Below are 25417 nucleotides of genomic sequence, written 5' to 3'. Positions count from 1 at the left end.
TGCCTGAGCGGTAAGGCCCAACTCCTGTGGGAGCAAGCTCGCTCCCACAGAGGGGTGTTTTCAGGCGGCCGAACGCTGGTTGCGCAACGTCACCGGCCCGGCGCGCTCTTCGATGGCCTGCTTCAATTCGCCGCGAAGCCCCAGCAGGAAACCCGCTTCCACCACCACAAACAGCGGCCCGACAATCAGCCCGGTGAGGTCGTCGACAAACGCCGGTTTGCGGCCTTCGTAATAGTGGCCGACGAACTGGATCACCCAACCCACCACGAACATCCCCAGGCCACTGCTCAACCACACCGCCGTGCTTTGCGCTGCCAGTGTCTGACCCAGCCATACCGCCAGGCCCAGCAGCACCGTCATCAGCACACCCAGGCGCACTTCCAGGCGTAGGTAGAACCAAGCACTGGCCACGGCCACCAGCAATGCCGGAGAAATCAGGATCGCGCCCAGCGGCCAACCGGGCCGTGACAGCAGCACGGCAACGGCGACGAAGATCAGCGGAATGCCAACGAAATGAGTGGCGATGTTGCGAGGATCGCGGTGATAGGTGGCGTATTGACCAAGATGGTCGACGAGGCTTTTCATTGTTGTTCCTCCTGGGGTGATGCCCGCATGATGCATCAGGTCTTGCACGACGCTCTGTCAGTTAGCCGACACTTGTCCCGGAGTTTCCATGAATTCGCATCCCTGGCACTCACAACTGATGGCCGGCCACTGGTACAGCCACTTGCCCGTTGAGTTACAGAATAGCCTGCTGGATATGGCCCGCGAGCGCCGCCTGCCGCCGGGCCATGGGCTGTTCAAGCGTGGCGATCCGCCGTGCGGGCTGTATGCCGTGCTGGAAGGCGCGGTGCGCGTCGGTGCGGTGAACGAACAGGGCAAGGAGGCACTGCTGAGTATGATCGAGGCGCCCCACTGGTTCGGTGAAATCTGCCTGTTCGATGGCCAGCCGCGCACTCATGATGCGGTGGTGGTCGGTCAAGGTACACTGCTGCACGTGCCGCAGGCGCCGTTGCTGGCCTTCCTGCAAGCGCAGCCGATCTACTGGCGGTATCTGGCATTGTTGATGAGCCACAAACTGCGCCTGACCTTCATCAACCTCGAACATCTGAGCCTGATGCCCGCCCCAGCCCGGGTGGCCCACCGCCTGCTGCTGATCGCAGAAGGCTACGGCGAAATCGAACCGCCGCGCCGAATCTTGCAACTGCCCCAGGAGCATCTGGCGCTGATGCTCGCGCTGTCACGCCAGACCACCAACCAGATCCTCAAAGACTTGCAGGCCCAGGGCATTCTCCACCTCGGTTATGGCGAGATCGAAATCCTCGACATCGAGCGATTGCGCGGGTTGACCACGATCTGAAACCGACCTGGCCCCCGTGGCGAGGGAGCTTGCTCCCGCTGGCCTGCGCAACAGGCCCTTGGCATGTCTATAGGCAGGCGGATCGCATTGGCCGGTTTTGCGACTGCTGCGCAGCCGAGCGGGAGCAAGCTCCCTCGCCACAGGGGCTTGTCTGGGCGAAAGTCATCGCCCGCCCAACCAATCCAAATCCCTAGCGCAACCCATCCCGAAACTGCCCCGGCGTCATCCCGGTCCAGCGCTTGAAGGCGCGGCTGAAGCTGCTGGCATCGGCAAAACCCAACAGGTAGCTGACTTCGCTCAGCGAGCAATTCGGATCCCGCAGGTGCAGCAGCGCCAGATTCTCCCGGCACTCGTTGAGCAGTGCGTCGAAGCGGCAGCCTTCGTCGGCCAGGTGCCGTTGCAGGCTGCGCAGGCTCAGGTGCATGGCCTGGGCGATGCGTTCGGCGCTGGGCTCACCTTCGGGCAGTTGGGCCTCGATGGCCGCGCGTACCTTGCGTTCCCAGGTCAGTGGCTTGAGCTGTGCGAGGGTGCGTTCGAGCACTGTTTCATTGTGTTCGGCCAGTTCCGGGTTGGCGTCGTCCAGGTGGCTGTCGAAATCGGTGAGGTTGAACTCCAGGCAATCCTGCGCGGCGCCGAAATGCACCGGCGAGCGGAACACTTTGTGCCAGGGGCTGGGGTCCGCCGGTTCCGGGCGCCGCAGGTACACCGCCAGTGGTGCGTAATCACGGCCGAGGCGGTTGCGACAGGTGCGCACGTAAATCGCCGCGAACGCGTCGATGGCCTCGAAGGCTGGCGCCGGTCGGTCCGGCGGCACCTCGAGGCTAAAGCGATAACGGTCCTCTGCGCGGATCAGCTGGAGGGTTAGCGCATCGCTGACCACCGGGTGATAGCGTACGATCCGCTCGAACACTTCCCGCAGGCTGCCGCTGGCCACCAGGGCATAACCCAGCGCATGAAAGGTGGTGGGGCTGACGAAACGCGAGACCCGCAGGCCGATGGCCGGGTCGCCGCTGGCCTGCACAGCCAATGCCCACAGACGGGTGGTGGCCGAGAGCGGGTAACGGGCGTTCGGGTCGTCCATCCATTGCGGGTCGAGGCCGGCTTCCACGCACAAGACATGGCTGTCCAGGCCCAGCGCATCGAGCTGTTTGCGCAGGGCGCGGGTCCAGCTGGCGAGGGAAGTCGGTTCAGTCATGACGATTGGCGCGTGCGGTCAACAGGTTGGCGTTTACGGCTACCACCCCAGGGGACAACGCCCGGCAGGATGAGCACATCTCTAACAGAGGATGTAAGCCATGCACGGCACTTGCGCAAGCCCCGAGCGATTGAATGCACAACAGCGATCAGCCCATATTCGCCAGGTTGTATTGGCCCGGGGCGAGGAGTTGCGTCGGCGCTATCCGATCCTGCGCCACCAGGACGCGTTGGGCGCGGGCATCCTGGCGCTGGCCCTGGCTGGGATGATCGGTTCGGCGCTGCTCTACATCAACGGTTACCTGGCCGGGTGGGTGTGCCTGTTGCTCAACGCGTTCTTCGCGTCGCTGACCCACGAGCTGGAACATGACCTGATCCACAGCATGTATTTTCGCAAGCAGCGCGTGCCCCACAACCTGATGATGGGGTTGGTCTGGCTGGCGCGGCCGAGCACGATCAATCCGTGGATCCGTCGTCACCTGCACCTCAACCATCACAAGGTGTCCGGCAGCGAAGCCGACATGGAGGAGCGGGCCATCACCAACGGCGAACCCTGGGGGCTGGCGCGGTTGCTGATGGTCGGCGATAACGTGATGTCGGCGTTCATCCGCCTGCTGCGAGCCAGGACCTGGGCGCACAAGCGCAGCATTCTCAAACGCACGCTGAAGGTGTATTTCCCGCTGGCGTTGCTGCATTGGGGCGCCTGGTATGTGTTTCTCGGTTTTCATGGGGCCAACGGCATCGCCGGTCTGCTGGGCACTTCAATTGACTGGTCGGCTACCACGCTGGCGACGATGCAGGTGATCGACATCGCCGCGGTGGTGATCATCGGGCCGAACGTGTTGCGCACCTTTTGCCTGCATTTCGTCAGTTCGAACATGCACTACTACGGCGATATCGAGCCGGGCAACGTCATCCAGCAAACCCAAGTGCTCAATCCCTGGTGGTTGTGGCCGTTGCAGGCGTTCTGCTTCAACTTCGGCAGCAGCCATGGCATTCATCACTTCGTGGTGAAGGAGCCGTTCTACATTCGTCAACTGACGGTGCCGGTGGCGCATAAGGTAATGCGGGAGATGGGCGTGCGGTTCAATGACTTCGGCACGTTCGGGCGGGCGAATCGGTTTGTGCGCCAGGAGGGGGTGGTGCGGGAAGAAGGTAATACGGTTCGGGTTTGAAGCTGCCCCATCCGAAGGGCCAGAACAGAACCTGTGGCGAGGGAGCTTGCTCCCGCTGGGCTGCGCAGCAGCCCCAAAAAACGGGCCGCTTCGCGTCCAGCGGGAGCAAGCTCCCTCGCCACAGGGAATGGGTTGCAGTTAGAACTGGTAACTCACCGTCGCCGCCACATTGCGCTCTTCGCCCATGTAGCAAAAGCTCAGGCTGGCGCACGAAGCGACGTAGCTTTCGTTGGTCAGGTTGTTCGCGTTCAGGCGCACGTCCACGCCCTTCAAGCCGACCTTGCCCAGGTCATACCCCACCGAGGCATCGAACAACGTGTAGGACGGCACCTTCATGGTGTTCTCCGCATCGGCCCAGCTGTAGCCGACATACCGCACGCCGCCGCCCAGGCGCAGGCCATCGAGGGTGCCGCTGTCGAACTTGTAGTCCGCCCAGACCGAGGCCATGTGGCGCGGGGCCTGGGTCGGGGAGTTGCCCTTGTTTTCGATGATGTCGGTGGGCGTGCTGAGGGTGCTGACCATCGATTTCGAGTATTCGATGTCGGTGAAGGTGTAACTGCCCAGCACTTTGAATTGTTCGGTCAACTGCAGATGCGCTTCCAGCTCCAGGCCCTGGGAGCGCACGGCCCCGACGGCGCGGTAGAAGCTGTCCTGGGGCAGTTTGGTCGCCAGGTTTTCCTGGTCGATGCGGAACAGCGAGGCTGTGTACAGGTCGTCAGTGCCCGGCGGCTGATACTTCAGGCCCAGTTCCCATTGCTTGCCATCGGTGGGCGGCAGTGGGTTGCCGGCGCTGTCGGCATAGGAGTTCGGGTTGAACGACTCGGAGTAGCTAATGTACGGCGCCAGGCCATTGTCGAACAGGTACAGCGCTCCGGCACGGCCAGTGAGCTTGGTGCGTTTGTCGTTGATCTCGGTGCCTTCCGGGCGTTCAAATTCAGCGATGCGGTTCTCATCCGAGGTTTGAACCCAGTCCTGGCGCAGGCCGAGGGAGAAGCGCCACTTGTCCATTTCGATCAGGTCTTGCAGGTAGACGCCGGTCTGCTCCAGGCGTCGCAGGTAGCTGGTGTCATAGCGACCAGTGATGGCCGAGTTGCCGTAGACCGGGTCAAAGGCGTTGATTGGCGCCAGGCTGCCGCTGGTCCAGTCGACCACGGTTTTGCGCCGCTGATAGTCGGCCCCCATCAGCACGGTGTGCTTGGTGGCGCCAGTGAAGAATTCGGCTTGCAGCATGTTGTCGACGATGAAGGAATGAAGCTTTTCTTCGGCGCCGGTGTAGTAGCGGTTCAGCTCGTTGCTGGTGGGCGTGGTCCAGTCGTAGGCATAAACCTGATCGTTCTTGACCTCGGAATCCAGGTAACGGAAGTTCTGCCGGGCGGTGAAGACGTCGTTGAAACGGTGTTCGAATTGGTAGCCGAACGACTGCTGGTCACGCTCATAGCGGTCGATGCCGGGTTCGCCTTCGAAGAAGTGCTCGGAAATCCGTCGACCGTTGCGCTGATGCAAGGTGCCATCGGCCGGCATGCCGCCGTGGTAGCCGCCGTCGGGGTCATGCTGCAGGTAGGCTTGCAGGGTCAGCGAGGTGTCCTCGCTGAAGTCGATGTTCACTGTCGGCGCGAGGGCGAAGCGCTTTTCCTTGTTGTGGTCGAACTGGGTGTCGGAGGTGTCCGCCAGGCCGATCAGGCGATAGGTGATGCGTTTGTCGTCATCCACGGGGCCGGTGAAATCGAAGCCCATGCCGCGTTGGCCCTGGGTGCCGACCGTGGCCTGGATCTGGTGATAGGCCTCGTACTGCGGCTTCTTGCTGGTGAGTGCCACCAGGCCGCCGGGCGAACTGCGACCGTAGAGCACCGAGGACGGACCCTTGAGAATGTCGACCCGCTCCAGGAAGTACGGATCGACCTGCATGGAGCTGTAGGTGCCGCTGTCGCCCATGGACTTGAGGCCGTCGAGGTAGATGTTATCCACCGAGCCGTCGTTGAAGCCGCGCATCGCCACGTAGTCGTAGCGGTGGGTCGCGCCGTAGGGGTTGGTCAGCACGCCGGGGGTGTAGCGCATGGCCTGGGACACGGTTTGCGCGCCCTGGTCGTCCATCTGTTCGCGGGTGACCACCGACACGCTCTGGGAGGTTTCGCGCAGGGCGGTGCTGGTCTTGGTGGCGACCTGGCTGTGGGTGGCGTTGTAGCCTTCCATGCTGCCCAGGGCGTTACCCAAGGCGAAGCCCTTGATGTCGGTGGTCGGCAATTCCAGTGTGCTGCCAGCGGTCTCGGTCTGCAGCACGTAGCTGCTGCCATCCTGGCTGACGGCAACCAGTCCCGAGCCGCTGAGCAACTGGCTCAGGGCCTGGTCCGGCGAGTACTCGCCCTTGAGCCCCGGGGACTGGACGCCGCCGGTTTGCGCCGGGGTGCTTGCCAGGGTGATCCCGGCCTGGCGGGCGAACTGGTTCAGCACATCGCTCAATGGGCCCGGGGCAATGTTGTAGCTCTGACGGCTGGCGGTCACGCCGTTTTGTGCGGCCACCGCGAGCATCGGCATGACGCTGACCCCCAGCGCCGTGGAGAACAGCGCGGCATGGATCGCCTGGCGCAGCAGGCCCGGTTGCGCAGAGAAGCCGAAGGGGTTCTTGAGAGGTACGCGCTCAGTCATTGTAGGTTCCGTAGGAGTCGCCGAAGGCAGATAAGGGTTGCTTACTGTCCTAGCCGGACGCCGGCCTGAAACCCGCCAAAAAAAATCAAGCCAGGCGCTGCACCGTGATCCACCAACGGGTTCGATAACGGATCTGTACGGGGAGCATGCGTGGCAGGACGGCGAGCAGTTTGTCGGTGTCCTCCAAACGGAAAACCCCCGACAAGCGCAGGTCGGCAACCGACGCCGCGCAGTTCATATAACCCGGGCGGTAGCGTCCTACTTCATTGAGGAAGTCTTCCAGGCGCATGTTGCGCGTGACGATCAACCCGTCGGCCCAGGCGCCTGCGTCCATGTCCAGCGGCGGTGCGAGGGCCGCTGTCGATGCAGTGATCAGATAGCTTTGCCCGGCCTCGACCTGAATGGGCCTGCCATCGCTGTTGGGGTGCGAACGGATGACGACTTGCCCGCTGGTGACGCTCAAGCGCGTGCAGTCGCTGTCCTGGCGCACCACGAAGCGCCCCCCCAGCCCTTCGAACAGGCCATGCCTGCTTTTCACCAGCAGCGGCCGCCCCGGGTCGCGACCACAGGTGACCATGATTTCGCCGCGGGCCAGGGTAATCAGGCGCTGCCGGGCGCTGAAGTCCAGGTCGGCGGCGCTGTGGGTATTGAGCTCGAGTCGCGTGCCGTCCGGCAACTGGAAACCTCGGCGTTCACCGGTGGCGGTGGCGAAGTCAGCGCTCCACGATTGCCAGCCCAGGTCCTTGCCCAGCCAAGCCGCGCCGCTCACCACGGCGATGCCCGACAGCAACTTCAGGGCCTGGCGACGATTGAGGCGCTGGGCACTGTTTTCCAGGGTGTCGAGGGCGATGTGGGCAGCGGGCACCGCCCGCAGGTTGGAGGTCAATTCGCTGTGCAGCGATTGCACCCGTTGCCAGGCCAGTTCGTGTTCCGGGTGGGCGGCGCGCCAGGTGTCGCACTGTTGGCGCAGGGTCGGGTGAGCGGTGTGATTGCGCAGGCGCAGCAGCCAGTTGATCGCCTGCCTGACCACCTGTTGCGACGGGCCGTTGCGGCGGCTCTGCAAGTGCTCCGCCGGCTCAGCTTTCATAACGCAGCACATAGCAGTGGTACAGCGCATCGGCGACGTAGCGCTCCACCGAGCGCAACGAGATGCCCATCTGTTCGGCGATCTGCTTGTACGTCAGGCCTTCGCACTGGGCCAACAGAAAGGCCCTGCGCACTTTCGGCTTGAGGCCTTCGAGCATCCTGGCAATGGCTTCAAGCAGTTCCAGGATCAGGGCCTGGGCTTCAGCGCCAGGGGTTTCGGCTTCCGGCAAGTGAGCTATGGTTTGCAGGTAGGCACGTTCGATTTCTTCTCGCCGCCAATGGTCGATCACCAGGCCTTGGGCGATGGTGCGCAAAAAGGCGCGTGGAGCTCGAAGTTCCAGGCGTTCGCTACGCTGCAACAGGCGCACGAAGGTGTCCTGGGCCAGGTCCGCCGCATCGGCGGCATTGCCCAGCCGGGTGCGCAGCCACGTATTGAGCCAGCCGTGATGCCGGCTGTAGAGCGCCTGTACTGCAAACTCGGGAGATGACATGGACGCAACGGCCTGGATGTTACAAATGATAATAGGTCGCATTGTCATCAGCCGTCGGCGAATTTGCAACCACCGTTCGCCCGCTGTGTCCTCCCGTCGGCTATTTCTTCGTATCCCTAATTATTTGTACAGGTTTGCCGACAGACTTGTACGTGTGCACCAAAGTGGAGCGGATTGATAACCGCTCGCACTGTTACATGGACCGTTGCAAATCTGGAATGCACCCCCACTCCTTGCCTAAGAAGCCTCATCAATGAATCTAAAGTTCAGCCACAAAATCCTTCTTGCCGCCTCTGGTGTGGTGGTCCTGGCTTTTGCCCTGTTCACGCTCTACAACGATTATTTGCAGCGCAACACCATCGGCAGCAGCCTTGAGTCGTCCATCGAGCAATCCGGCGACCTGACGGCCAGCAGCATCCAGAACTGGATGAGTGGCCGGATATTGGTGCTGGAAAACCTGGCGCAAAACATCGCGCACCAGGGCGCTACTGCCGATCTGCCAGGGCTGGTCGATCAGCCAGCGCTGACCTCGAACTTCCAGTTCACTTATGTCGGCCAGGCCAACGGTGTCTTCACCCAACGTCCGGACGCCAAAATGCCTGACGGCTACGACCCGCGTCAGCGCCCCTGGTACAAACAGGCGGTGACCGCTGATAAAACCATGCTGACCCCGCCTTACCTGGCGGCGGTAGGTGGCCTGGTGGTGACCGTTGCCCTGCCGGTGAAGCACAACGGCGAACTGCTCGGTGTGGTGGGCGGCGACCTGAGCCTGGAAACCCTGGTGAAGATCATCAACTCCGTGGACTTCGGTGGTATCGGCCATGCGTTCCTGGTCAGCGGCGACGGTCAGGTGATCGTCAGCCCGGACAAAGACCAGGTGATGAAGAACCTCAAGGACATCTACCCCGGGACCCCGGTGCGCATTGGCAAGGGTATCCAGGACGTTGAGCTGAACGGGCAGGACCGTATCCTTTCGTTTACTCCAGTGACTGGCTTGCCGAACGCCGAGTGGTACATCGGCCTGTCGATCGACAAGGCCAAGGCCTACGCGCCGTTGAGCCAGTTCCGTACGTCTGCGCTGATTGCGATGTTTGTCGCGGTGGCGGCCATTGCGTTGCTGCTGAGCCTGTTGATCCAGGTATTGATGCGCCCGTTGACCACCATGGGTCGCGCCATGCAGGACATCGCCCAGGGCGAAGGCGATCTGACCCGGCGCCTGGTGGTGCAGGGCAAGGATGAGTTCGCAGTGCTGGGTGGTTCGTTCAACCAGTTCGTGGAGCGGATTCACGCGTCGATCTCGGAAGTGTCTTCCGCCACCCGTCAGGTGCATGACTTGTCGCAGCGGGTGATGACCTCGTCCAATGCGTCGCTTGTCGGCTCGGATGAGCAGAGCGCTCGCACCAACAGCGTGGCCGCGGCCATCAACCAGTTGGGGGCTGCGACCCAGGAAATCGCCCGCAATGCCGCCGATGCCTCGCAACATGCCAGCGGTGCCAGCGAACAGGCCGATGACGGTCGCCAAGTGGTGGAAAAAACCATCCAGGCCATGACCGAGCTGTCGCAGAAGATCAGCCTTTCCTGCACCCAGATCGAAACCCTGAACGCCAGCACCGACAACATCGGCCACATCCTGGACGTGATCAAGGGCATCTCCCAGCAAACCAACCTGCTGGCCCTGAACGCGGCCATCGAAGCGGCCCGTGCCGGTGAAGCCGGCCGTGGTTTTGCGGTGGTGGCCGATGAAGTGCGCAACCTGGCGCACCGCACCCAGGAGTCGGCGGAAGAAATCCACAAGATGATTACCTCGCTTCAAGTCGGCTCCCGTGAAGCGGTAACCACGATGAACGCCAGCCAGACGTCCAGCGAAGAAAGCGTGGAAGTGGCCAACCAGGCCGGCCTGCGACTGGTCAGCGTGACGCAGCGTATCGGTGAGATCGACGGCATGAACCAGTCGGTAGCCGCTGCGACCGAAGAACAGACCGCTGTCGTTGAAACCCTCAACATGGACGTCAGCCACATCAACCTGCTGAACCAGCAAAGCGTGGCCAACCTCAATGAAACCCTGAAGGATTGCGATGCCTTGTCCCAACAGGCCAATCGACTGAAGCAACTGGTGGACAGCTTCAAGATCTGACCCCAGTCGCAAGTCGAGCCACTGCCATCGCGAGCAAGCTCCCACAGGGGATTGGCGGTGAGCCTGGATCCTGGGTTCACTGCAACTCAATGTGGGAGCGAGCTTCAATGCAGCACAGGCCGCTCAGCCCAATGCTTGAACCTCAAGCCAACCCAATCCCTGTGGCGAGGGAGCTTGCTCCCGCTCGGCTGCGAAGCAGTCGTAAACCGGCGGGTGCGGTGTGTCTGATGCTCCGCATTTGGCAGGTTTTGGGGCCGCTTCGCGGCCCAGCGGGAGCAAGCTCCCTCGCCACGGGGTTTGTCGATTGCCTTGAGTGAACAGCATTAGCCCCACATCGGGGAAGGGCTGTGCCTTAGGCGAACATCTCCTGCACATTCCCCATCGCCTCATCGGCGAAGCCCTGGAGGAAATCCCTGAAGCCCGACGGCGTGTGGGCGTCGGTGTGGTCGGCGATGATGGTCCAGGTGGCGCGGCAACGGTTGTCCGCCAGGGGTTCGACGCGCATGGCCGCCCACAGGTTGTCGATGCCCAGGGTGTTGTAGATCAGCGTCCAGGTCATGTGCATGGCCTGGTCGTCACGGCTGTTGAGCTGTTCCACCACCAGGTTCTGCCCATCGCGGAAGAATTTCTTGCGCAGGGACCTCACGCCCTCGCCGGTCATTTCGATGTGTTCCAGTGCCGGAATGAAATGGTTGAATCCGCCAAAATCACCTACCACGTTCCAGACGCGTGCCGCGTCGGCCGTGACCTCCACCGAGGTTTCGACCTGGCAGGCTTGGGGGTTTTTGATCAGGGTGTCGGGTTGAAATGCACTCATGGTCTTGCTCCTTGCTTTGGGTTGAGGGTGTTTCAGATGAAGTCGATGGCCTTGAGGTACTCGGCGCCGCGCCGCAGCAGGGCCGGGGATTTTTCCGGGTAGCTGGCGCCCATCTGCCGCACGCCGGCGCGGGCGTTGTCGTGGCTGATCAGCGAGATGTCGCCGATGTCCTCCTCGAAGCCGTTGAGGTAGAAGCCCAGCACGCCAAACAACGCGTTGTCGGCATCGACCCGCGCCAATTGCCGTTGCCACTCGGCGACGCTGACCAACGAAAACTCCCGGCCGCTGTCGCGAAACGAGGCGACATAAGCGTCCCAGCTCAAAGGCTGTGGGTTGTGCAGGTTGAACACCGCTTGCGTCGGCTGGTAACGGCTGGCGTGGAACGCGATGAAGCGGGCCAGGAAATCCACCGGCATCAGGTCGAAATTGAGTGACAGGTCTGGCACCTGGCCGAGCTGGATCGAGCCCTTGAGCATCAGCATCAAGCGATTCTTGTGGGGCTGGCAGACCCCGGTCAGGCTGTTGAAACTGATGTTGCCGGGGCGGAACAGGTTGACCCACACCCCGCGATCACGAGCCCGCTGCAGGATCCGTTCGCCGACCCATTTGGACAGGTTGTAGCCGTTCTTGATGTAGATCGGCGGCGTCTCGGCGGCCGGCTGTTCCAGCACCTGGCCGTCAGCATCCAGGGCACTGGAGGCGGACAGCGTGGAGACGAAGTTGAAGATCTTCTTGCTGCGCCCTTCACACAGGCGCAGGCACTCGAAGATCGGCTCCACGTTGTCCTGCGCCAGGGACTCGTAGTCGAGCACATGGTTGACGTGGGCGGCGTTGTGCACCAGCGCGCCGAAGGTGCGGTCTATGCGGGTGTAGACGTCGTCTGGCAGGCCCAATTGCGGTTGGGTGATGTCGGCGGCGTACACACTGACGCGGTCCAGGTCCAGGTGGGTCAGGTGATTGTCCCGCAGGGCCTGGGAGAAGCGCTCGGCCGCGCTTTGTTCAGCGCTCGCACGCACCAGGCACGCGACTTCGGTGGCGCCCCAGGCCAGCAGTGCCTCGACGATGTGCACCCCGAGAAAGCTGTTGGCGCCCGTTACCACCACCTTGTGCACATCGCCGCATTGGCTGATGGGCAGCGGATCGAGGTTGAGCTCGGCCTCGGCATCGATGAAGGCCTGGGGGCTGAGGATCGATGCGCTGTTTTGATCAGGATCGTCCAGCAACTTGGCCAAGGTCATCAGCGTCGGTGCTTCGATAAAGCGGTTGATCGACAGGCTGCGGCCGAACGTCTGGCGGATGCTCAACAACAGTCGCGACAGCAGGATCGAATGCCCGCCGAGGTTGAAGAAGCTTTCGTCGGTGGCGATGTCCTCGACGGGTAGTTCAAGCAACTCTGCCCACAGTTGCTGCAATTGCGTCTCCAGGGCGTTCTGTGGCTGCCGGCGTTGGCCATCGACCTGCACCTGCACCGCCATGGTGAGCAAGGCCCGGCGATCGACCTTGCCGTTGCTGGTGTACGGCAGGCTCGGCAATTCGACGTAGGCGGCCGGGTGCATGTAGCTGGGCAAGCTGTTCTGCACGTGATCGCGCAACGCCTGGAGGGCATCGCCGGAGTGCTCGGGATGAACCAGGAACGCCAGGATTCGCCGCCGTTCATCGACCCCCACTGCCACTTGGCGAAACAACTGGCTATCACGCAGGCAGTGTTCGATCTCCTCGGGCTCGACCCGAAAACCGCGGATCTTCACCTGGTTATCGCGCCGGCCACACAGTTCGATGCCGTTGTCGGTCCACTGGCCGATATCACCCGTGCGATAAACCCGCAGCACTTGCCCGGTGGGCAGTGTCAGGTCGAGGTAGCGCGTCGCGGTCAGTGTCGGGTCATTCAAATAACCCAGCCCGACGCCTGGGCCGGCGATGTACAGCTCGCCGGGCACACCTTGGGGAACCGGCTGCAACTGTTCGTCCAGGATCAAGACCTGGCCATTGGCGATGGGCACGCCGAGGTTGCGGTTGTTGTCGCCGACGCCGAACTGTCGTGTGGTCGCCAGCACTGTGGTTTCGGTCGGGCCGTAGATGTTGTGGAACTGGCATTGTGGCGCGAGCTGTTCGATCACGAACGGTTCACAGACATCGCCACCGGTGATCAGGTGCGCCAGGCCCAGCGGTGCATCAAGGGGCATGACGCTCAGCAGCGCAGGCGGCAGAAAGGCGTGGCTGATGTGCTGCTGGTGAATCAACGCGACCAATTGCTGCGGATCGCGGCGCTGGTCTTCGCTGGGCACCACCAGCAAGGCGCCGTGGATGAACGTCGGCAGGATATCCAGCAGCGACGCATCAAAGTTGATGGTGGAAAACTGCAACGCCCGGCTGTCGCGCTGCAACCCGACGTAGTCGCCGTACCAGGCACAGAAATGACTGAGGTTGCGGTGGCTGAGCAACACGCCCTTGGGCTGGCCGGTGGTGCCAGAGGTGTAGATCGCCACAGCCGGTTCGTCGCTGTCCACTGTGCGGCGAATCAACGAGGCTGGGATGCCTGGCTTGGGCGATGGCAGTTGATGGACATTCAGCGTTGGCACCGACAGGTCGCCCAGGTCGCTGTCGCCGTCGTGCAGCAGCAGGTCCGCCTGGGCATTTTCCAGAATGAAGCGCCGACGTTGCGCCGGATGCTGCGGGTCCAGCGGCAGGTACACCGCCCCACAGCCCAGCACCGCCAGGATCGCCGCATACAGGTGCGCGGACTTGGGCAGGCAGACACCGACCACCAAGGGGCGCTTGGCCGCGCCGCTTAACCTCTGCAACATCGGCTGTTGCAACCCCAGCGCCAGGCGGCGCAAGGATTTGTAGTCGATGAATTGCCCATCGACCCACAGGGCTGGTTGCGCCGCGTCGTCGAGCATGCGCTGTTCAATGCTGTGCATCACCGGCATGTCGGCGGCGGCGAGCAGCCAAGGTACTGGTGGCCGATTGAGGCCGTGTTCGAACGCCAGCGACTCCAGCGCATCGAGCCCGAGCAGGGGCTGCTCGACAGTGTCAGCGTGCACCGTCGGCCAGTGATCGAAGCAGGTGTCATCCCGGGATAACTGGCTGACCAGCCGTGCGCCGGTCTCGACCACTGTCGCCAGGGTACGCAACCGCAGGGACTGACCGTTGCCATCGCTTTGCGGCGCAATCACCTCCTGGCACAACAGCCGCTGCGCGCCGTCGCGAAATATCACCACCGGTTGCGGCAATACCTCGCCGGGTAGCGTGCGCAGCACCACGCGCACCTGGAGGCATGAGCGGGCTTCAATGGCCCGCGGTGTCGTACCGTCGTCGATCAACAAGTCGACCATACCGTGGTTGGCCGGCGATTGCCGATCCACGATGCCGTGGCCGTGCAGCTCCAGTTCGCGGGCCAGTTCGGCCATGGCCTGGCTGGTACCAGGCACTGCAATTTCGAGGCGTTTCATCGAAAGGTCCTCATGGAGTCAGGTAATCAGCGAGGGCGTCGCGTACGCAGGGGGACGCGAGCATCGAGCTGCTGCGGAAAAAACGCGTGATGTTGCCCACCAACGGGTGAAAACGATTGATGGGGTAGGCCAGCGCACTGGCGTCTTCACGCAGCGATTGGCGTACCGATTCGTCAACGGGCAGGTGCGCGATCAGTTCGATGTCGAACGCTTGCTGCAGGTCGCTCGCCAGGTACTGGACGACGAACCCGGGCATCAAGCGTGCAATCGCCGCGCGGTCCTCTTCGGGCGCGGTGCGCCAGTAGATCTGCACCAGTCGCGTCCAGAAACCGGAGTGGCGGCCCTCGTCGAGCAAGTGATCGGCCATCAGTCCCTTGATCGAGGCCTTGACCGAGTCGTCCCGGGCGAAGGCCGCCACTTCGTTAGTGACGGTGTTCTCGGCAATGGCGATGCAGATCAGCTCCACGGCGCTGAGCAAATGTTCCGGCGCCTGGGCCAGGGTCGCCGGTATCGCGCGGCTGAGTTCGATCTGCCCCGGCAACGGGATCGGTGCGATGCCGGTCATGTCGATGGTCTGCTGCATGAAGTCCATCGCCACCAGCGCGTGATAATCCTCGTCCACCACCACGGTCATCGCGTCGTAGCGGCAGGCGAACGGGAATTCGATGCCGAAGCGGTTCTTGGCAATGCGGCGGGCGGTGTGGTCCACCAGTTCGGTCTCGAAAATCACCACGTCGTTGATGAACTTGTAAAGGCTCTGCACCAGCACAAAGTCGCGCAATTGCGGGCAGTGGCTGAGGAAGGTCTGGCTGTGCACCAGCGGCTGGCGGCTCATGGGGAAGATCAGCTTGTCGTCGTTTTCGACCCGCCGCCGTGGCCGGGTACGGATCGTAGCGCGACTTTCCCAAGCGTCGGCGAAGGATTGGTATTCGACAGCGTTCATGGCATCACCTGTGCAACCGGCTGGGTCATGCTCTGGCGCAAGCCATCCCACAGGGCCGCGCGGCTGTGGACAGCGGCGAGCGCGGCGACCAGTACTTCGGTTTCGCGCTGTGGGTCGCCATCGATCAGCCGGGCCAACAACTTTTCTGCCGCCGGGCCATGGTCTTCGGAATCGACTTCGATGTGCCGTTGCAGGTAATAACGAAAGGTCGGCGCCTGATCCAGGCCAATGCCCCAAGCGTCGAGCATGCGCTGGAACATCTGCGGGATGACACTCTCGCGACCATGCACGAAGGCGGCGGCCACACTGTGGGCCGGTGCGTGCAGAGCGGTGTGCAAGGTCTGGCGGACAAACCGCGCCGCCGCCGGTTCGACCTCCACGCTGTCCAGCGCCGTCTCGGGGCTGACGCCTTCCTGTTGCAGGGTGATGAATTGCTCGATCGCGCGGGTATCGGCGCCGATTTCCCGCATGGCGTCCAAGTACAGTTCGAAATGGCTGCAATAGCCTGCGCCGGGGCGGTCATCCGACTCTTCCCCCAGCACGATTTCATTGATCAAGCGTGCTGCGTGCGGGTCGGCCGGCGGCAGCCAGGGCAGGTGGACGCAGGTGAGTTCGCGTTGCAGCCGCTTGGTCAGCGACATGAAGTCCCAGACGGCAAAGACATGGCTTTCCATAAAGCGGCGTAACAGATCGATTGATGTAATCTCGGAAAAAACCGGGTGTTGGCCAAGTTCGTGTTTTTTCAGAGATAGTTGTTCTTTGGATGGCTGCATCGGAACGTCCTCATCAATGATGTTTTGTCCGGAAGGTTGCTCGTTGTTTAATTAAGACGAGCGGGAGCCTGAACCGGAATCCATGAATTACCCAAGTGGCTTAAGTGTTCGCTTTCAGTACGTGTTGTGGGCTTGTGTTGCCTGTGTTTAAAGGGTTTGTCAAAAAGCGAAAGGGTCGCAAGTAACGCGACGAATAAAAAGCTAATGCATGAAACAAGTTGTCGGCAAGTATTTTTTTAATTATTTAAAGTTGATGTTTTATTGGGCGCGAAGAGGGCTTTTAAAACTTTTTATATAAGTTTTATTTGGGCGAAGAAGCTCCTTCCGATTTGCGAGTATCAGAATCGAATAGTTCGAGTGAATGCCTCACTCGGAGCACTTCAGGGATCGGGGAGTTAATAACTTTTATGTTATGGGCAGGACGTCGGTCGGACATCCGATCATCCCGCCGGTTGGACGACGCTCCTTGCGTATTGGCTTCGATTCGTCTGGCCTCAGCCAGGCGTTGACTTCTTCAGGTCTGTTTTGAATCGACAAGCGCAAGAGTGAGCCCAAATCGATGGCAGTGCCATTGAACTGATGGGACGGCGAGTCGCGGCCACGGCCAGGCCGCGCCGCGCAGGCGACAAGTGAGTCGGAAGGATATGTAAGAAATTTTTACGCCGGACGGAGCGCCGACGTGGGATCACAGCTTCGACAACTGTTCCAAGTACCGGCGCATGGTGACAGAGGCTTTTTCCAGGTGCCGTTCCAGCAATACGATCGCTTTATCGATGTCTTTGGTTCGCGCGGCCTCGAGCAGCGCGCGATGATCGTCCTGGCTCAACTTGCCCAGGCCCATGGACGACAGATGAAAGCGCAGGAAGCGCTCTTCTTCATTGAGCTCGCGCTCGATCAGGTCCAGCAGCTTGCCGTTGGGGGCCTTGTGATAAAGCGACATGTGGAACAGCCGGTTGAGCTTGCCGATCTCGGCGTGTTCGGTTTCCGTCTCCAGCTGTTCGATGTACTGGGCGGCCATTGCCAGGTCGCTGTCATCGAGCAAGGGGATGGACAGGCGCAAGGCGAACGATTCCAGGACCGAACGCAGGGCATAGGTTTCTACCGCATTGTTGGTGATCAACGGTGCCACGACGGCGCCCTTATGCTGAACCACATTGAGCAGTGACTGCGCTTCGAGCTGGCGCAACGCCTCGCGCACCGGCATGCGGCTCACGCCGAACAGGTCGGCCAGTTCCTGCTGGCGCAGGGCGGTACCGCAAGGCAAGCGTCCATCGAGGATGGCCTCGCGCAGAGACTCTTCGATGATCGAGCGTGCCTGGTCAGCGGGAATGGGGCCGTTGATCTGGATAGTGCTGAGCGGTTTGGGCTTCTGTGTCACGACAACGCACCCTGATTGGTAGTAAAAATTGGATCCAGGCTCACGTTAGTTACAGGTTGGTGAGCCGTCAAAGTCTCTCGACCGGAGGTTCCTGAACTAAAGTTTAGTCTGCCTGCGGTGATTGCACCTTGCCATTGTCTTTTAGTGGGCCAGGCGTCACCATCCAACGAATTTCCAACGACCCTTTTCGGACGTATTTCCCTTGGCTGCACCGTTCCCTGTCCTCAGGTCCTTGCGCTGGCTATGTTCGGCATTGTTGCTGGCCGGCCTGATGCTGGGCGGCCTGCAGGCCGACTGGGACTTTGCGCAGATCAGCCGACGGGCGCAAGCGTTATATGGTCCCTTGGGCGAAGGTCAGCAACGGATCGACGCATGGCAGCAACTGTTGGCGACCCAGAAACAGATTCCGGAACTCGAACAGCTCAAGGTGGTGAACCTGTTTTTCAACAAACAGGTGCGCTACGTGGAAGACATCGACCTGTGGCGTGAAGTCGACTACTGGGAAACCCCGATCCAGGCCCTGTGGAAGGGCGCCGGTGATTGTGAAGACTACGCCATCGCCAAGTACTTCAGCCTGCGTCATCTCGGGGTGTCCAGTGACAAGCTGCGCATCACCTACGTCAAGGCCTTGCGGCAGAACCGTGCGCACATGGTGCTCACCTACTACGCCACGCCCGAGGCGATGCCGCTGGTACTCGACAGCCTGATCGACGGCATCCTGCCGGCCAGCCAGCGAACCGACTTGCTCCCGGTCTACTCTTTCAATGCCGAAGGGCTGTGGCTGCCGGGCGCCAAGGGCAACAAGAAAGTGGGTGACACCAAGCGCCTGTCCCGGTGGCAGGATGTGTTGAAAAAAATGCAGGCCGAAGGTTTTCCGGTCGAGACGACTAACTAGGAGCGCGCGCTCAGATGTCCTTGTTCAAACAGCTGTTGATCGCTATCTGTCTGTTCCTGGTGGTTGCCTTCAGCGGCAGCTTCATGGTCAGCCTGGAGAGCTCGCGGGCCCAGTACGTCAACCAGTTGCGCTCCCACGCCCAGGATGCGGCCACGGCGCTGGCCCTGTCGCTGACGCCGAACATCGACGACCCGGCGATGGTGGAGCTGATGGTCAGCTCGATCTTCGACAGCGGCTACTACGCCAGCATCCGCGTGGTCGACGTGGCCACCGACAGGACCCTCGTCGAGCGCACCGGCACGCCGGACGCCGGCAGCGTGCCGCAATGGTTCGTCAAGCTGATCGGCCTGGAACCGGCCGGTGGCGATGCCATCGTCAGCCGCGGCTGGGAACAGGCGGCGCGGGTTGAAGTGGTCAGCCACCCGATGTTCGCCCTCGCCAAGCTGTGGCAGAGCGCCTTGGGCAGCCTGGGTTGGCTTTTGCTGTGTGGCGCCGTGAGCGCGGTGCTGGGGGCCTTGCTGCTGCGTCGCCAGCTCAAGCCGCTGGACTACATGGTGCATCAGTCCCATGCCATTGCCCGTCGCGAATTCCTGAGCCTGCCGGAGCTGCCGCGCACGCCTGAACTGCGCCGGGTGGTGCAGGCGATGAACCAGATGGTCGAGAAGCTCAAGGCGCTGTTCCAGGAGCAGGCCGAGCGCAGCGAGAAACTGCGGGTCGAGTCCTACCAGGACAACCTCACGGGCCTGGCCAACCGGCGTTATTTCGAAATGCAGCTCAATGCCCGGGTGAGCAACCCGGAGCAGGCCAGTTCCGGTTATCTGCTGTTGTTGCGGGTCAAGGACCTGGCCGGTTTGAACCAGCGGTTGGGCGGGCAGCGCACCGACCAGTTGCTCCAGGCCGTGGGTGAGCAATTGCTGCGTGAATGTGCGCGGTATCCGGAAACCCACAACTTGGTCACGCGTATTCGCGGTGGAGAGTTTGCGGTGTTGGCACCTGGGCTGGTGCGCGAGGAAGCGTTGCAACTGGCGCAGAACCTTGAGGCTGCATTGGCGAGCCTGCATGCGACCGGTGCGACGGATGTGGCGTCGGTGGCCTCCATCGGGCTGGCGCCGTTCGTCCATGGCGACTCGCCGCAAGCGGTGCTGCAGCTCGGCGACCAGGCCCTGGCCCAGGCCGAAAGCCAGGGCGAACCGGGTTGGGCCTGCCTGGATCACAGCGCGGTGGCCAGCGTCGGTGACGATCACCATGCCTGGCACACGCTGCTCGACCAGGCCTTGAATCATCAGCGCTTCGAGCTGTACTTCCAGCCGGTGGTGGCCGCCCGGGACACCCAGGTGGTGTTGCATTACAAAGTGCTGTCGCGGTTGCTCGACGAGCAGGGCCAGACCATCCCTGCCGGGCGTTTCCTGCCCTGGTTGGAGCGCTTCGGCTGGACCGCGCGCCTGGATCGTTTGATGCTCGAACAAGTGCTCAGGCAAATGGCCGGGCATGAGCAATCCCTGGCGTTGAACCTGTCTTCGGCGACCTTGGCCGATCCGCAGGCGCTGAACAAGATCTTTGAGATCCTGCGGGCGCATTCCAACCTCGGGTCGCGCTTGACCCTGGAGATTGGCGAAGAGCAATTGCCGGAGCAAGCGGTGCTGGAGCAGTTGACCCGGCGTCTGCGCGAACTTGGCTTTTCCTTGAGCCTGCAGCGTTTTGGTGGGCGGTTCAGCATGATCGGCAATTTGTCGCGGCTGGGGCTGGCTTACCTGAAGATCGATGGCAGCTATATCCGCGCGATTGATCAGGAAAGTGATAAACGTTTGTTCATCGAGGCTATCCAGCGCGCGGCCCACAGTATTGACTTGCCTTTGATTGCTGAGCGGGTTGAGACGGAGGGGGAGTTGGCGGTGATTCGTGAGATGGGTTTGTTTGGGGTGCAGGGGCAGTTGGTTGGGGAGCCTCGGCGGTGGGGGTGATCCTGAAACATTGATCGTTCCACCACTCCGCGTGGGAATGTAGCCAGGGACGCTCCACGTCCCGGAGCGATAGCGTAAGCCCATACAACACGATCCCCTGTGGCGAGGGAGCTTGCTCCCGCTGGCCTGCGAAGCAGGCCCCCAGCAGCTCTTCAGGCAGACCGCGTTGCCTGGTTTTGCGACTGCTGCGCAGCCGAGCGGGAGCAAGCTCCCTCGCCACAGGGATCGGGTTGTGTCATTTGAGGTTAGATCAACCCCTTCTCATCATCGTCGATCAACCGGCTCAACCCGCCCAAGGCTTCCCGGGCCTGGGTGCGGTCCATCAGCTTGGCCTGGGCCGCCGGTGGCAGGTCGGTGACGCGGATGACGCCTTTGCTGGTCAGCACCTGGATCAAGTCATCGAGTACCCGGATCATCTCCAGGTCGCTTTGTTTGAGCTGCTTGAGGCTGTTTTCCACCGCCTGGTTGGCGAACCAGTCCTGGATCTCGTGGTTGTCGGCCGGCAAGGTCTCGGTGGCCTCGGCGTAAGCGGTGGCTTCTACGCGCACCAGCAGGCCTTGTGCATCGCGTTGCACATAAAACATCGGGCATCCCTCATGTATGAAGCGGCGTCATGCTGGGCAGCATAGGCCAACTGTGGGGGAGTATGAACACTTATCCCGTGGCGAGGGAGCTTGCTCCCGCTGGGGCGCGAAGCGGCCCTGTTTTTAGGGGCTGCTGCGCAGCCCAGCGGGAGCAAGCTCCCTCGCCACGGTTTTGTGTCAGGTTCAGCTGTTGTTGTGATCGACCTTGATGGTCGGGTCGCTGCCGGCGATCAACGAGTTCAGGTTCACGTTCGACCAGTTGTTGCCTTCGAGCTTGATCGTCACGTCCGGGGTCGCGGCGCCGCCGTTGGTGGTGTTGAACTGGCCGGAAGTGCTGACTTGCAGCGACGACACGCCGTCGACCGTACTGATTTTCAGGAAGTGGTCGATAGTGCTGCCGCTTTCGCCCTGCAACAGATCCCGCAGGTCGATCCGGTCACCTTCGCCGGCGTTGAAGTTCTTGATCACGTCGGTGCCGGTGTCGCCGGACTTCCAGACAAAGGTATCGCCGCCCAGACCGCCGATCAGGGTGTCATTGCCCTGGCCGCCGATCAGTGTGTCGTTACCTGTGCCACCCAGCAGGATGTCATTGCCCTTGCCACCGTTGAGCGTGTCGTTGCCGCCCTGGCCGAAAATGATGTCGTTGCCGGCGCCGCCCAGCAGGGTGTCGTTGCCATCGTGGGCACCGGACACATCGAACGCGGTGTAGTGTTCGGTGATGTACTGGTGCACGTTGCTGGTGGTGACCTTGCTGACGTCCACGCCGCTCTGTTGGGCGACGAAGGCCTGGATGGCCTGGTAGCCCTCGCCGGTAACGCCGTTGAAGCTCACCAGGTCGCCGAACAGGATGTCGTTGCCGTTGCCGCCGTTGACCGTATCGGCGCCCGGCAGGGTCGCTTCGGTGTGGCCGATGATCGAGTTGGCCAGGTTGTTCGGGTCGATGTTGGTCTGCGGCGACGAGTCCGAATCGTAGGGTTTGAGGTCGTTCAGGGTGACATCGCTGTTCAGGCCGATGGCTTCGACGGTGCTCAGGTTTTTGAGCAGCGTGAAACTGTCGGTCGAGCCTGCCGCCGAGTCGACGTAGTTCCAGTATTCGCCATAACCGGTGCCGCCCTGGTTCGACAATTCAAAGGTGCCATTGCCCTCGGCATGCACCACGCCCACGTAGCTATCGGTCCACTTCTTGCCGTTTTTGGTCGACAGGTACATCTTGCCGTCTTCGTAGATGGTGTACTTGTGCGTGCTGTCGATCGTCTGGGTGTAGTACTTGCCGACGCTGTAATTGGCCGCGCTCAAGACGTCATCGAGTTTGACGGAGTCATAAAGCGTCGGATTGACCTGTTCGTTGGTCTGGTAGTAAGTCGGCTTGCCGTCGGTAATGAAATACGTCAGGTTCTTCGCCCCGGTATTGTTCAGGGCTTCGGTACTCTTGAAGAAGTTCGCCGTGGTCTTGAACACGTCTTCATAGTTGGTACCACCGCCGGACACCATCGAGTCGAGCAGGTCCTTGAGCTGGGTCAGGGCGTCCGAGTCGTTGAGGTTGACCGAGACCGCGCTGTTCACCTGGCTGTCGAAGTCCGCGAGGAAAATATTCACCGTCCCGGAGTTGCTGCCCAGGCTCTGCTTAAGGGTGTTGAACACCGAGGTCAGCGAGGCCTTGGCCGCGGCGATGGACGAGTCGCTCATGCTGCCGGAGCTGTCGACCATGAAGGCGATGTTGTAGTTGACGCCCGGTACTACGGTCAGCCCGCCAATGTCGGCGACGACGATGTCGTTGCCGTCGGTGCCGGTGACGTTGTCACTGCCCGACGTGGCGGTGACGGCGTTATAGGTCGCCGGGTGCACGGTGACGGGGATCTGCGCCGTGCTTGTGGCCGAGCCGCCGAGGGCTTCGGTGGAGGTCGATGTCACGGTCAGGTTGAACTGGCCGTTGTAGTAGGCCGGCGGCGTCAGGGTCAGGCTGCCCAGGTTCCAGCCACTGACCGATGCTTCGCCGTTGCTGCCCACGGTCGCGAAGTGGCCCGCGCCATCGCTCAGCACACTGCCTTCGGGCATGCCGCCAATCTTCACGCTCAGGCTTTCGGAGCCGTCGGTGTCGGTCAGGGCGGTGGTGATTTTCGACAGGTGCACGCTGGTGCCTTCGGCGCCTTCGTTGAGCTTGAAGCCGTCGTAGTAGCCTTCGCCGTTGGTGCCGTGCAAATCGGAGACCGTCACGCCGGCGTTCGTCAGGTCGGTCACGCCGGTATACAACGGCACGCCGGCGCCGTTCAGGTCGACCGGTGTGCTGCCGTTGACCGACAGGTTCACGTCATAACTGCCCGGGCCGGTCTGGTTGTGGTGGTAGATGTCCAGGGTGTAGTAGCCGCTGGTGGTCGGGGTAAACGAACCGTTCAACTGACCACCCGCGCCCCAGGTGGTTGCCGCGACGGTTTTGCCGCCGATGGTGACCAGCAGGCTGTCGTCGCCGGTACCACTGAAGGTATAGGTCTTGCCGGCTTCGAGGAAAATCAGGCCCGAGGTTTTCGATGCGGTGCCCGGGTTGACGTTGCTGTCCGATTGTACGTTGGTCACGGTGCCGCTGCTGTTCGGCGTGCCGGCGGCATCGATAACCGACTTGAGCGTGCCGGACGGCGCGCCGCTGCCATCGGTGCCCAGGCCCGACAGGCCGGTCCAGACTTCCTTGATCAAACCGGTGGAGGTCACGTTGTTGCCGGCCACGTTGAGGGTCGGAGCGTCGGCGACTGGCGTGATGTCGATCTTCACGGTGCCGGTATTGCCCAGTGCCTGGCCGTCGGTTGGCTGGAACTTGACCTGTGCGTAGTCGGCCTGGTTGTTGCCCGTGCTGCTGCCAACATAACCATTGGCACCGGATTCGTTGGCGTCCGGAGTGAAGCGCAGCTTGCCGGCGTCGATGTCAGCCTTGGTGAAGGTCTGGTTGTTGGCCACGTCTTTCCAGGTTGCACCGTCCAGATACTGCAACTTGCCATCGGCCGGCAGCTCGGTGATTTTCACACCCAGGCTGGTGGCGGAGTTGTCCACGTCGCTGATGCCGAACGTCGACCAGCCGAGGACCAGTGAAGTGTCTTCGGTACCGGTCACCGCGCCGCCGGTGGCCACCGGCGCGTCATTGACCCCGACCACGTTTACGGTGGTGGTGGCGGTGTTGGAGTAGCTCGCGCCGTCGGTCACCGTCACGGTGATGATGCGCGGCACGGTACTCGGATCTTCGCTGTTGTTGATGAAGCTGATGTTCTTGATCTGCTGCATGTAGTCGGCCAGCGTCGCATTGCCCGTCAGCGTCAGGACGACCTTGCCGTCGGTGCTGTTGGCGTTGATGCTGATGCCATTGACGCTGTTGCCCAGGTTCAGCGCATCGCCAGGCTGACGGTTGGTCAGCACGATGGTCGCGCCGGTCAGCAGGGTGCTGTCCGGGTCAGTGATGCTCAGGTCGGTGTCGGCGATGGACACGCCCGGGCCGGTGGTGCCTTCGGTGAAGGTCACCTGGTAATCGGCACCGGTCTTGCCGCTGGAGTTGTTGGCGTCCAGGTCGAGTGCCGGTGGCGCATCGTTGTCGATGATCGAGGTGCTGACGCTGCCGTTGGTGCCGCTGACCGCCAGGTGCTCGAAGTTGCCACCGGTGGCCGAGTCGATCTTGACCACGAAGTTTTCGGTGCCTTCGGTGATCTTGTCGTCCAGCGTTGCCACGTTGAAGGTGGCGCTGGTGGCGTTGGCCGGGATCTTCACGGTGTAGACACCGGTGAAGTCTGTGCCGTCGGCGGCGGTGCCGCTGTAGACGATCTTGAGGGTCACCTCGGTTTGCGCCGGGTTCGTCAGGCTGACGGTATAGGTGGCCGCCTGGCCTTCGGCGACTGACGTGCTGCCAGTGATGCTGACGGTGGTGTTGTCGACAGTGTCGCCCACGGCCGTCGACGCGCCTGTCTTATCGACACCGATCGCTTCGAGGTTGCCGCCGGACGCCGATTTGATCGACTCGGTGACGGATGGTGCGCCGGTGTAGACATCGTTGCCGACGGCGACGTCCAGCACGCCCGAACTTGCGCCGGCCGCGATGGTGATGGTTTTGCCGCTGTCGAGCGTGACCGTCACAGGACCGTTTTGCGCGGTGACTGGATTGCCATTGGCGTCGGTCAGGGTGGCGGTGTAGGTGATGGTGCCGTTTTCATTCACGGTTGGTGTGGCGGTCAAGGTCACCGTGGTGGTGTCGTTGACATCGCTGACGGTGGTGCTGACCGGTGTGGTGTTCGGTGCGATGGCTTCGAGGTTGCCGCCGGATGCATCTTTGATCGACTCGGTGACAGTGGTCGGGCCTTGGTAAACATCGTTACCCACAGCGACATCGAGCACACCGGAGCTTGCGCCGGCGGCGATGGTGATGGTTTTGCCGCTGTCGAGTGTGACGGTGACTGGACCGTTTTGCGCGGTAACCGGGTTGCCATTGGCATCGGTCAGGGTCGCGGTGTAGGTGATCGTGCCGTTTTCGTTCACGGTCGGTGTGGCGGTCAGCGTCACG

At 61.9% G+C, this 25417-nt stretch carries 16 protein-coding genes and 1 pseudogene; 5 read left to right on the top strand and 12 right to left on the bottom strand.

Going from position 1 to position 25417, the window contains the following annotated elements; genetic code table 11:
* Positions 1–60 precede the first annotated feature (60 nt).
* A complete protein-coding gene (locus tag BLU76_RS29275) occupies positions 61–585 on the bottom strand; it encodes an Mpo1 family 2-hydroxy fatty acid dioxygenase (RefSeq protein ID WP_092225605.1) in 525 nt (174 codons plus the stop codon).
* A gap of 88 nt (positions 586–673) precedes the next feature.
* Here BLU76_RS29275 and BLU76_RS29270 point away from each other — a divergent pair, with 88 nt between their 5' ends.
* On the top strand, positions 674–1360 hold the full coding sequence (locus BLU76_RS29270) for a Crp/Fnr family transcriptional regulator (RefSeq protein WP_092225603.1): 687 nt from the start codon (positions 674–676) through the stop codon (positions 1358–1360).
* Between the two features lie 190 nt (positions 1361–1550).
* Here the strand turns inward: BLU76_RS29270 and BLU76_RS29265 are convergent, their stop codons facing one another.
* On the bottom strand, positions 1551–2555 hold the full coding sequence (locus tag BLU76_RS29265; protein WP_092150234.1) for an AraC family transcriptional regulator: 1005 nt from the start codon (positions 2553–2555) through the stop codon (positions 1551–1553).
* A gap of 100 nt (positions 2556–2655) precedes the next feature.
* Between BLU76_RS29265 and BLU76_RS29260 the strand changes: the two genes are divergently transcribed.
* Positions 2656–3729: a fatty acid desaturase gene (locus tag BLU76_RS29260; protein ID WP_092225601.1), complete on the top strand. Its 1074-nt coding sequence runs from the start codon at positions 2656–2658 to the stop codon at positions 3727–3729.
* Between the two features lie 138 nt (positions 3730–3867).
* Here BLU76_RS29260 and BLU76_RS29255 read toward each other — a convergent pair whose 3' ends face one another.
* From BLU76_RS29255 to BLU76_RS29245, 3 genes are all read right to left on the bottom strand, one after another.
* Positions 3868–6372, bottom strand: coding sequence for a TonB-dependent siderophore receptor (locus BLU76_RS29255; RefSeq protein WP_092150228.1), 2505 nt, complete (start codon positions 6370–6372; stop codon positions 3868–3870).
* An 85-nt stretch (positions 6373–6457) separates the two neighbouring features.
* The gene (locus tag BLU76_RS29250; protein WP_092225599.1) at positions 6458–7459 is read right to left on the bottom strand and encodes a FecR domain-containing protein; all 1002 of its coding nucleotides are present in this window, start codon (positions 7457–7459) and stop codon (positions 6458–6460) included.
* Positions 7449–7949 (bottom strand): sigma-70 family RNA polymerase sigma factor, encoded by a 501-nt coding sequence (locus BLU76_RS29245; RefSeq protein WP_014335956.1) that lies wholly within the window; start codon positions 7947–7949, stop codon positions 7449–7451. Before BLU76_RS29245 ends, BLU76_RS29250 begins: the two co-directional genes overlap by 11 nt.
* A 253-nt stretch (positions 7950–8202) precedes the next feature.
* Here BLU76_RS29245 and BLU76_RS29240 point away from each other — a divergent pair, with 253 nt between their 5' ends.
* Positions 8203–10083 carry a methyl-accepting chemotaxis protein gene (locus BLU76_RS29240; protein WP_092225597.1) on the top strand — a complete coding sequence of 627 codons (1881 nt, stop codon included), beginning with the start codon at positions 8203–8205 and terminating at the stop codon, positions 10081–10083.
* A gap of 352 nt (positions 10084–10435) precedes the next feature.
* Here the strand turns inward: BLU76_RS29240 and BLU76_RS29235 are convergent, their stop codons facing one another.
* From BLU76_RS29235 to BLU76_RS29215, 5 genes are all read right to left on the bottom strand, one after another.
* Complete coding sequence (locus tag BLU76_RS29235) at positions 10436–10900, bottom strand: SRPBCC family protein (RefSeq protein WP_092225595.1); 465 nt, start codon at positions 10898–10900, stop codon at positions 10436–10438.
* Between the two features lie 32 nt (positions 10901–10932).
* Positions 10933–14352: a non-ribosomal peptide synthetase gene (locus BLU76_RS29230; protein ID WP_092225593.1), complete on the bottom strand. Its 3420-nt coding sequence runs from the start codon at positions 14350–14352 to the stop codon at positions 10933–10935.
* A gap of 10 nt (positions 14353–14362) precedes the next feature.
* Positions 14363–15295, bottom strand: a complete 933-nt coding sequence (locus BLU76_RS29225) for a diiron oxygenase (RefSeq protein ID WP_092150211.1) — start codon at positions 15293–15295, stop codon at positions 14363–14365.
* Positions 15292–16068: a DUF3050 domain-containing protein gene (locus BLU76_RS29220; RefSeq protein WP_063323486.1), complete on the bottom strand. Its 777-nt coding sequence runs from the start codon at positions 16066–16068 to the stop codon at positions 15292–15294. Before BLU76_RS29220 ends, BLU76_RS29225 begins: the two co-directional genes overlap by 4 nt.
* Before the next feature lie 685 nt (positions 16069–16753).
* On the bottom strand, positions 16754–17446 hold the full coding sequence (locus tag BLU76_RS29215) for a GntR family transcriptional regulator (RefSeq protein WP_092225591.1): 693 nt from the start codon (positions 17444–17446) through the stop codon (positions 16754–16756).
* 271 nt (positions 17447–17717) lie between these two features.
* On the opposite strand from BLU76_RS29215, the gene lapG reads away from it, so the two are divergent.
* Positions 17718–18341, top strand: coding sequence for a cysteine protease LapG (gene lapG, locus BLU76_RS29210; RefSeq protein ID WP_371856198.1), 624 nt, complete (start codon positions 17718–17720; stop codon positions 18339–18341).
* 14 nt (positions 18342–18355) lie between these two features.
* Positions 18356–20302: a cyclic di-GMP receptor LapD gene (lapD, locus tag BLU76_RS29205; RefSeq protein WP_072347288.1), complete on the top strand. Its 1947-nt coding sequence runs from the start codon at positions 18356–18358 to the stop codon at positions 20300–20302.
* 245 nt (positions 20303–20547) lie between these two features.
* Here lapD and BLU76_RS29195 read toward each other — a convergent pair whose 3' ends face one another.
* Both BLU76_RS29195 and BLU76_RS29190 read right to left on the bottom strand, forming a co-directional pair.
* Positions 20548–20886 (bottom strand): hypothetical protein, encoded by a 339-nt coding sequence (locus BLU76_RS29195; protein WP_003196545.1) that lies wholly within the window; start codon positions 20884–20886, stop codon positions 20548–20550.
* Positions 20887–21069: 183 nt separating this feature from the next.
* Positions 21070–25417 (bottom strand): annotated as a pseudogene (locus BLU76_RS29190) (LapA family giant adhesin); the annotation flags it as partial.

The organism is Pseudomonas sp. NFACC08-1 (assembly GCF_900106735.1).
GTDB classification, from domain to species: domain Bacteria; phylum Pseudomonadota; class Gammaproteobacteria; order Pseudomonadales; family Pseudomonadaceae; genus Aquipseudomonas; species Aquipseudomonas fluorescens_Q.
Note: the sequence above shows the minus strand (reverse complement) of the source record. Positions and strands in the feature narration are given on the sequence as shown.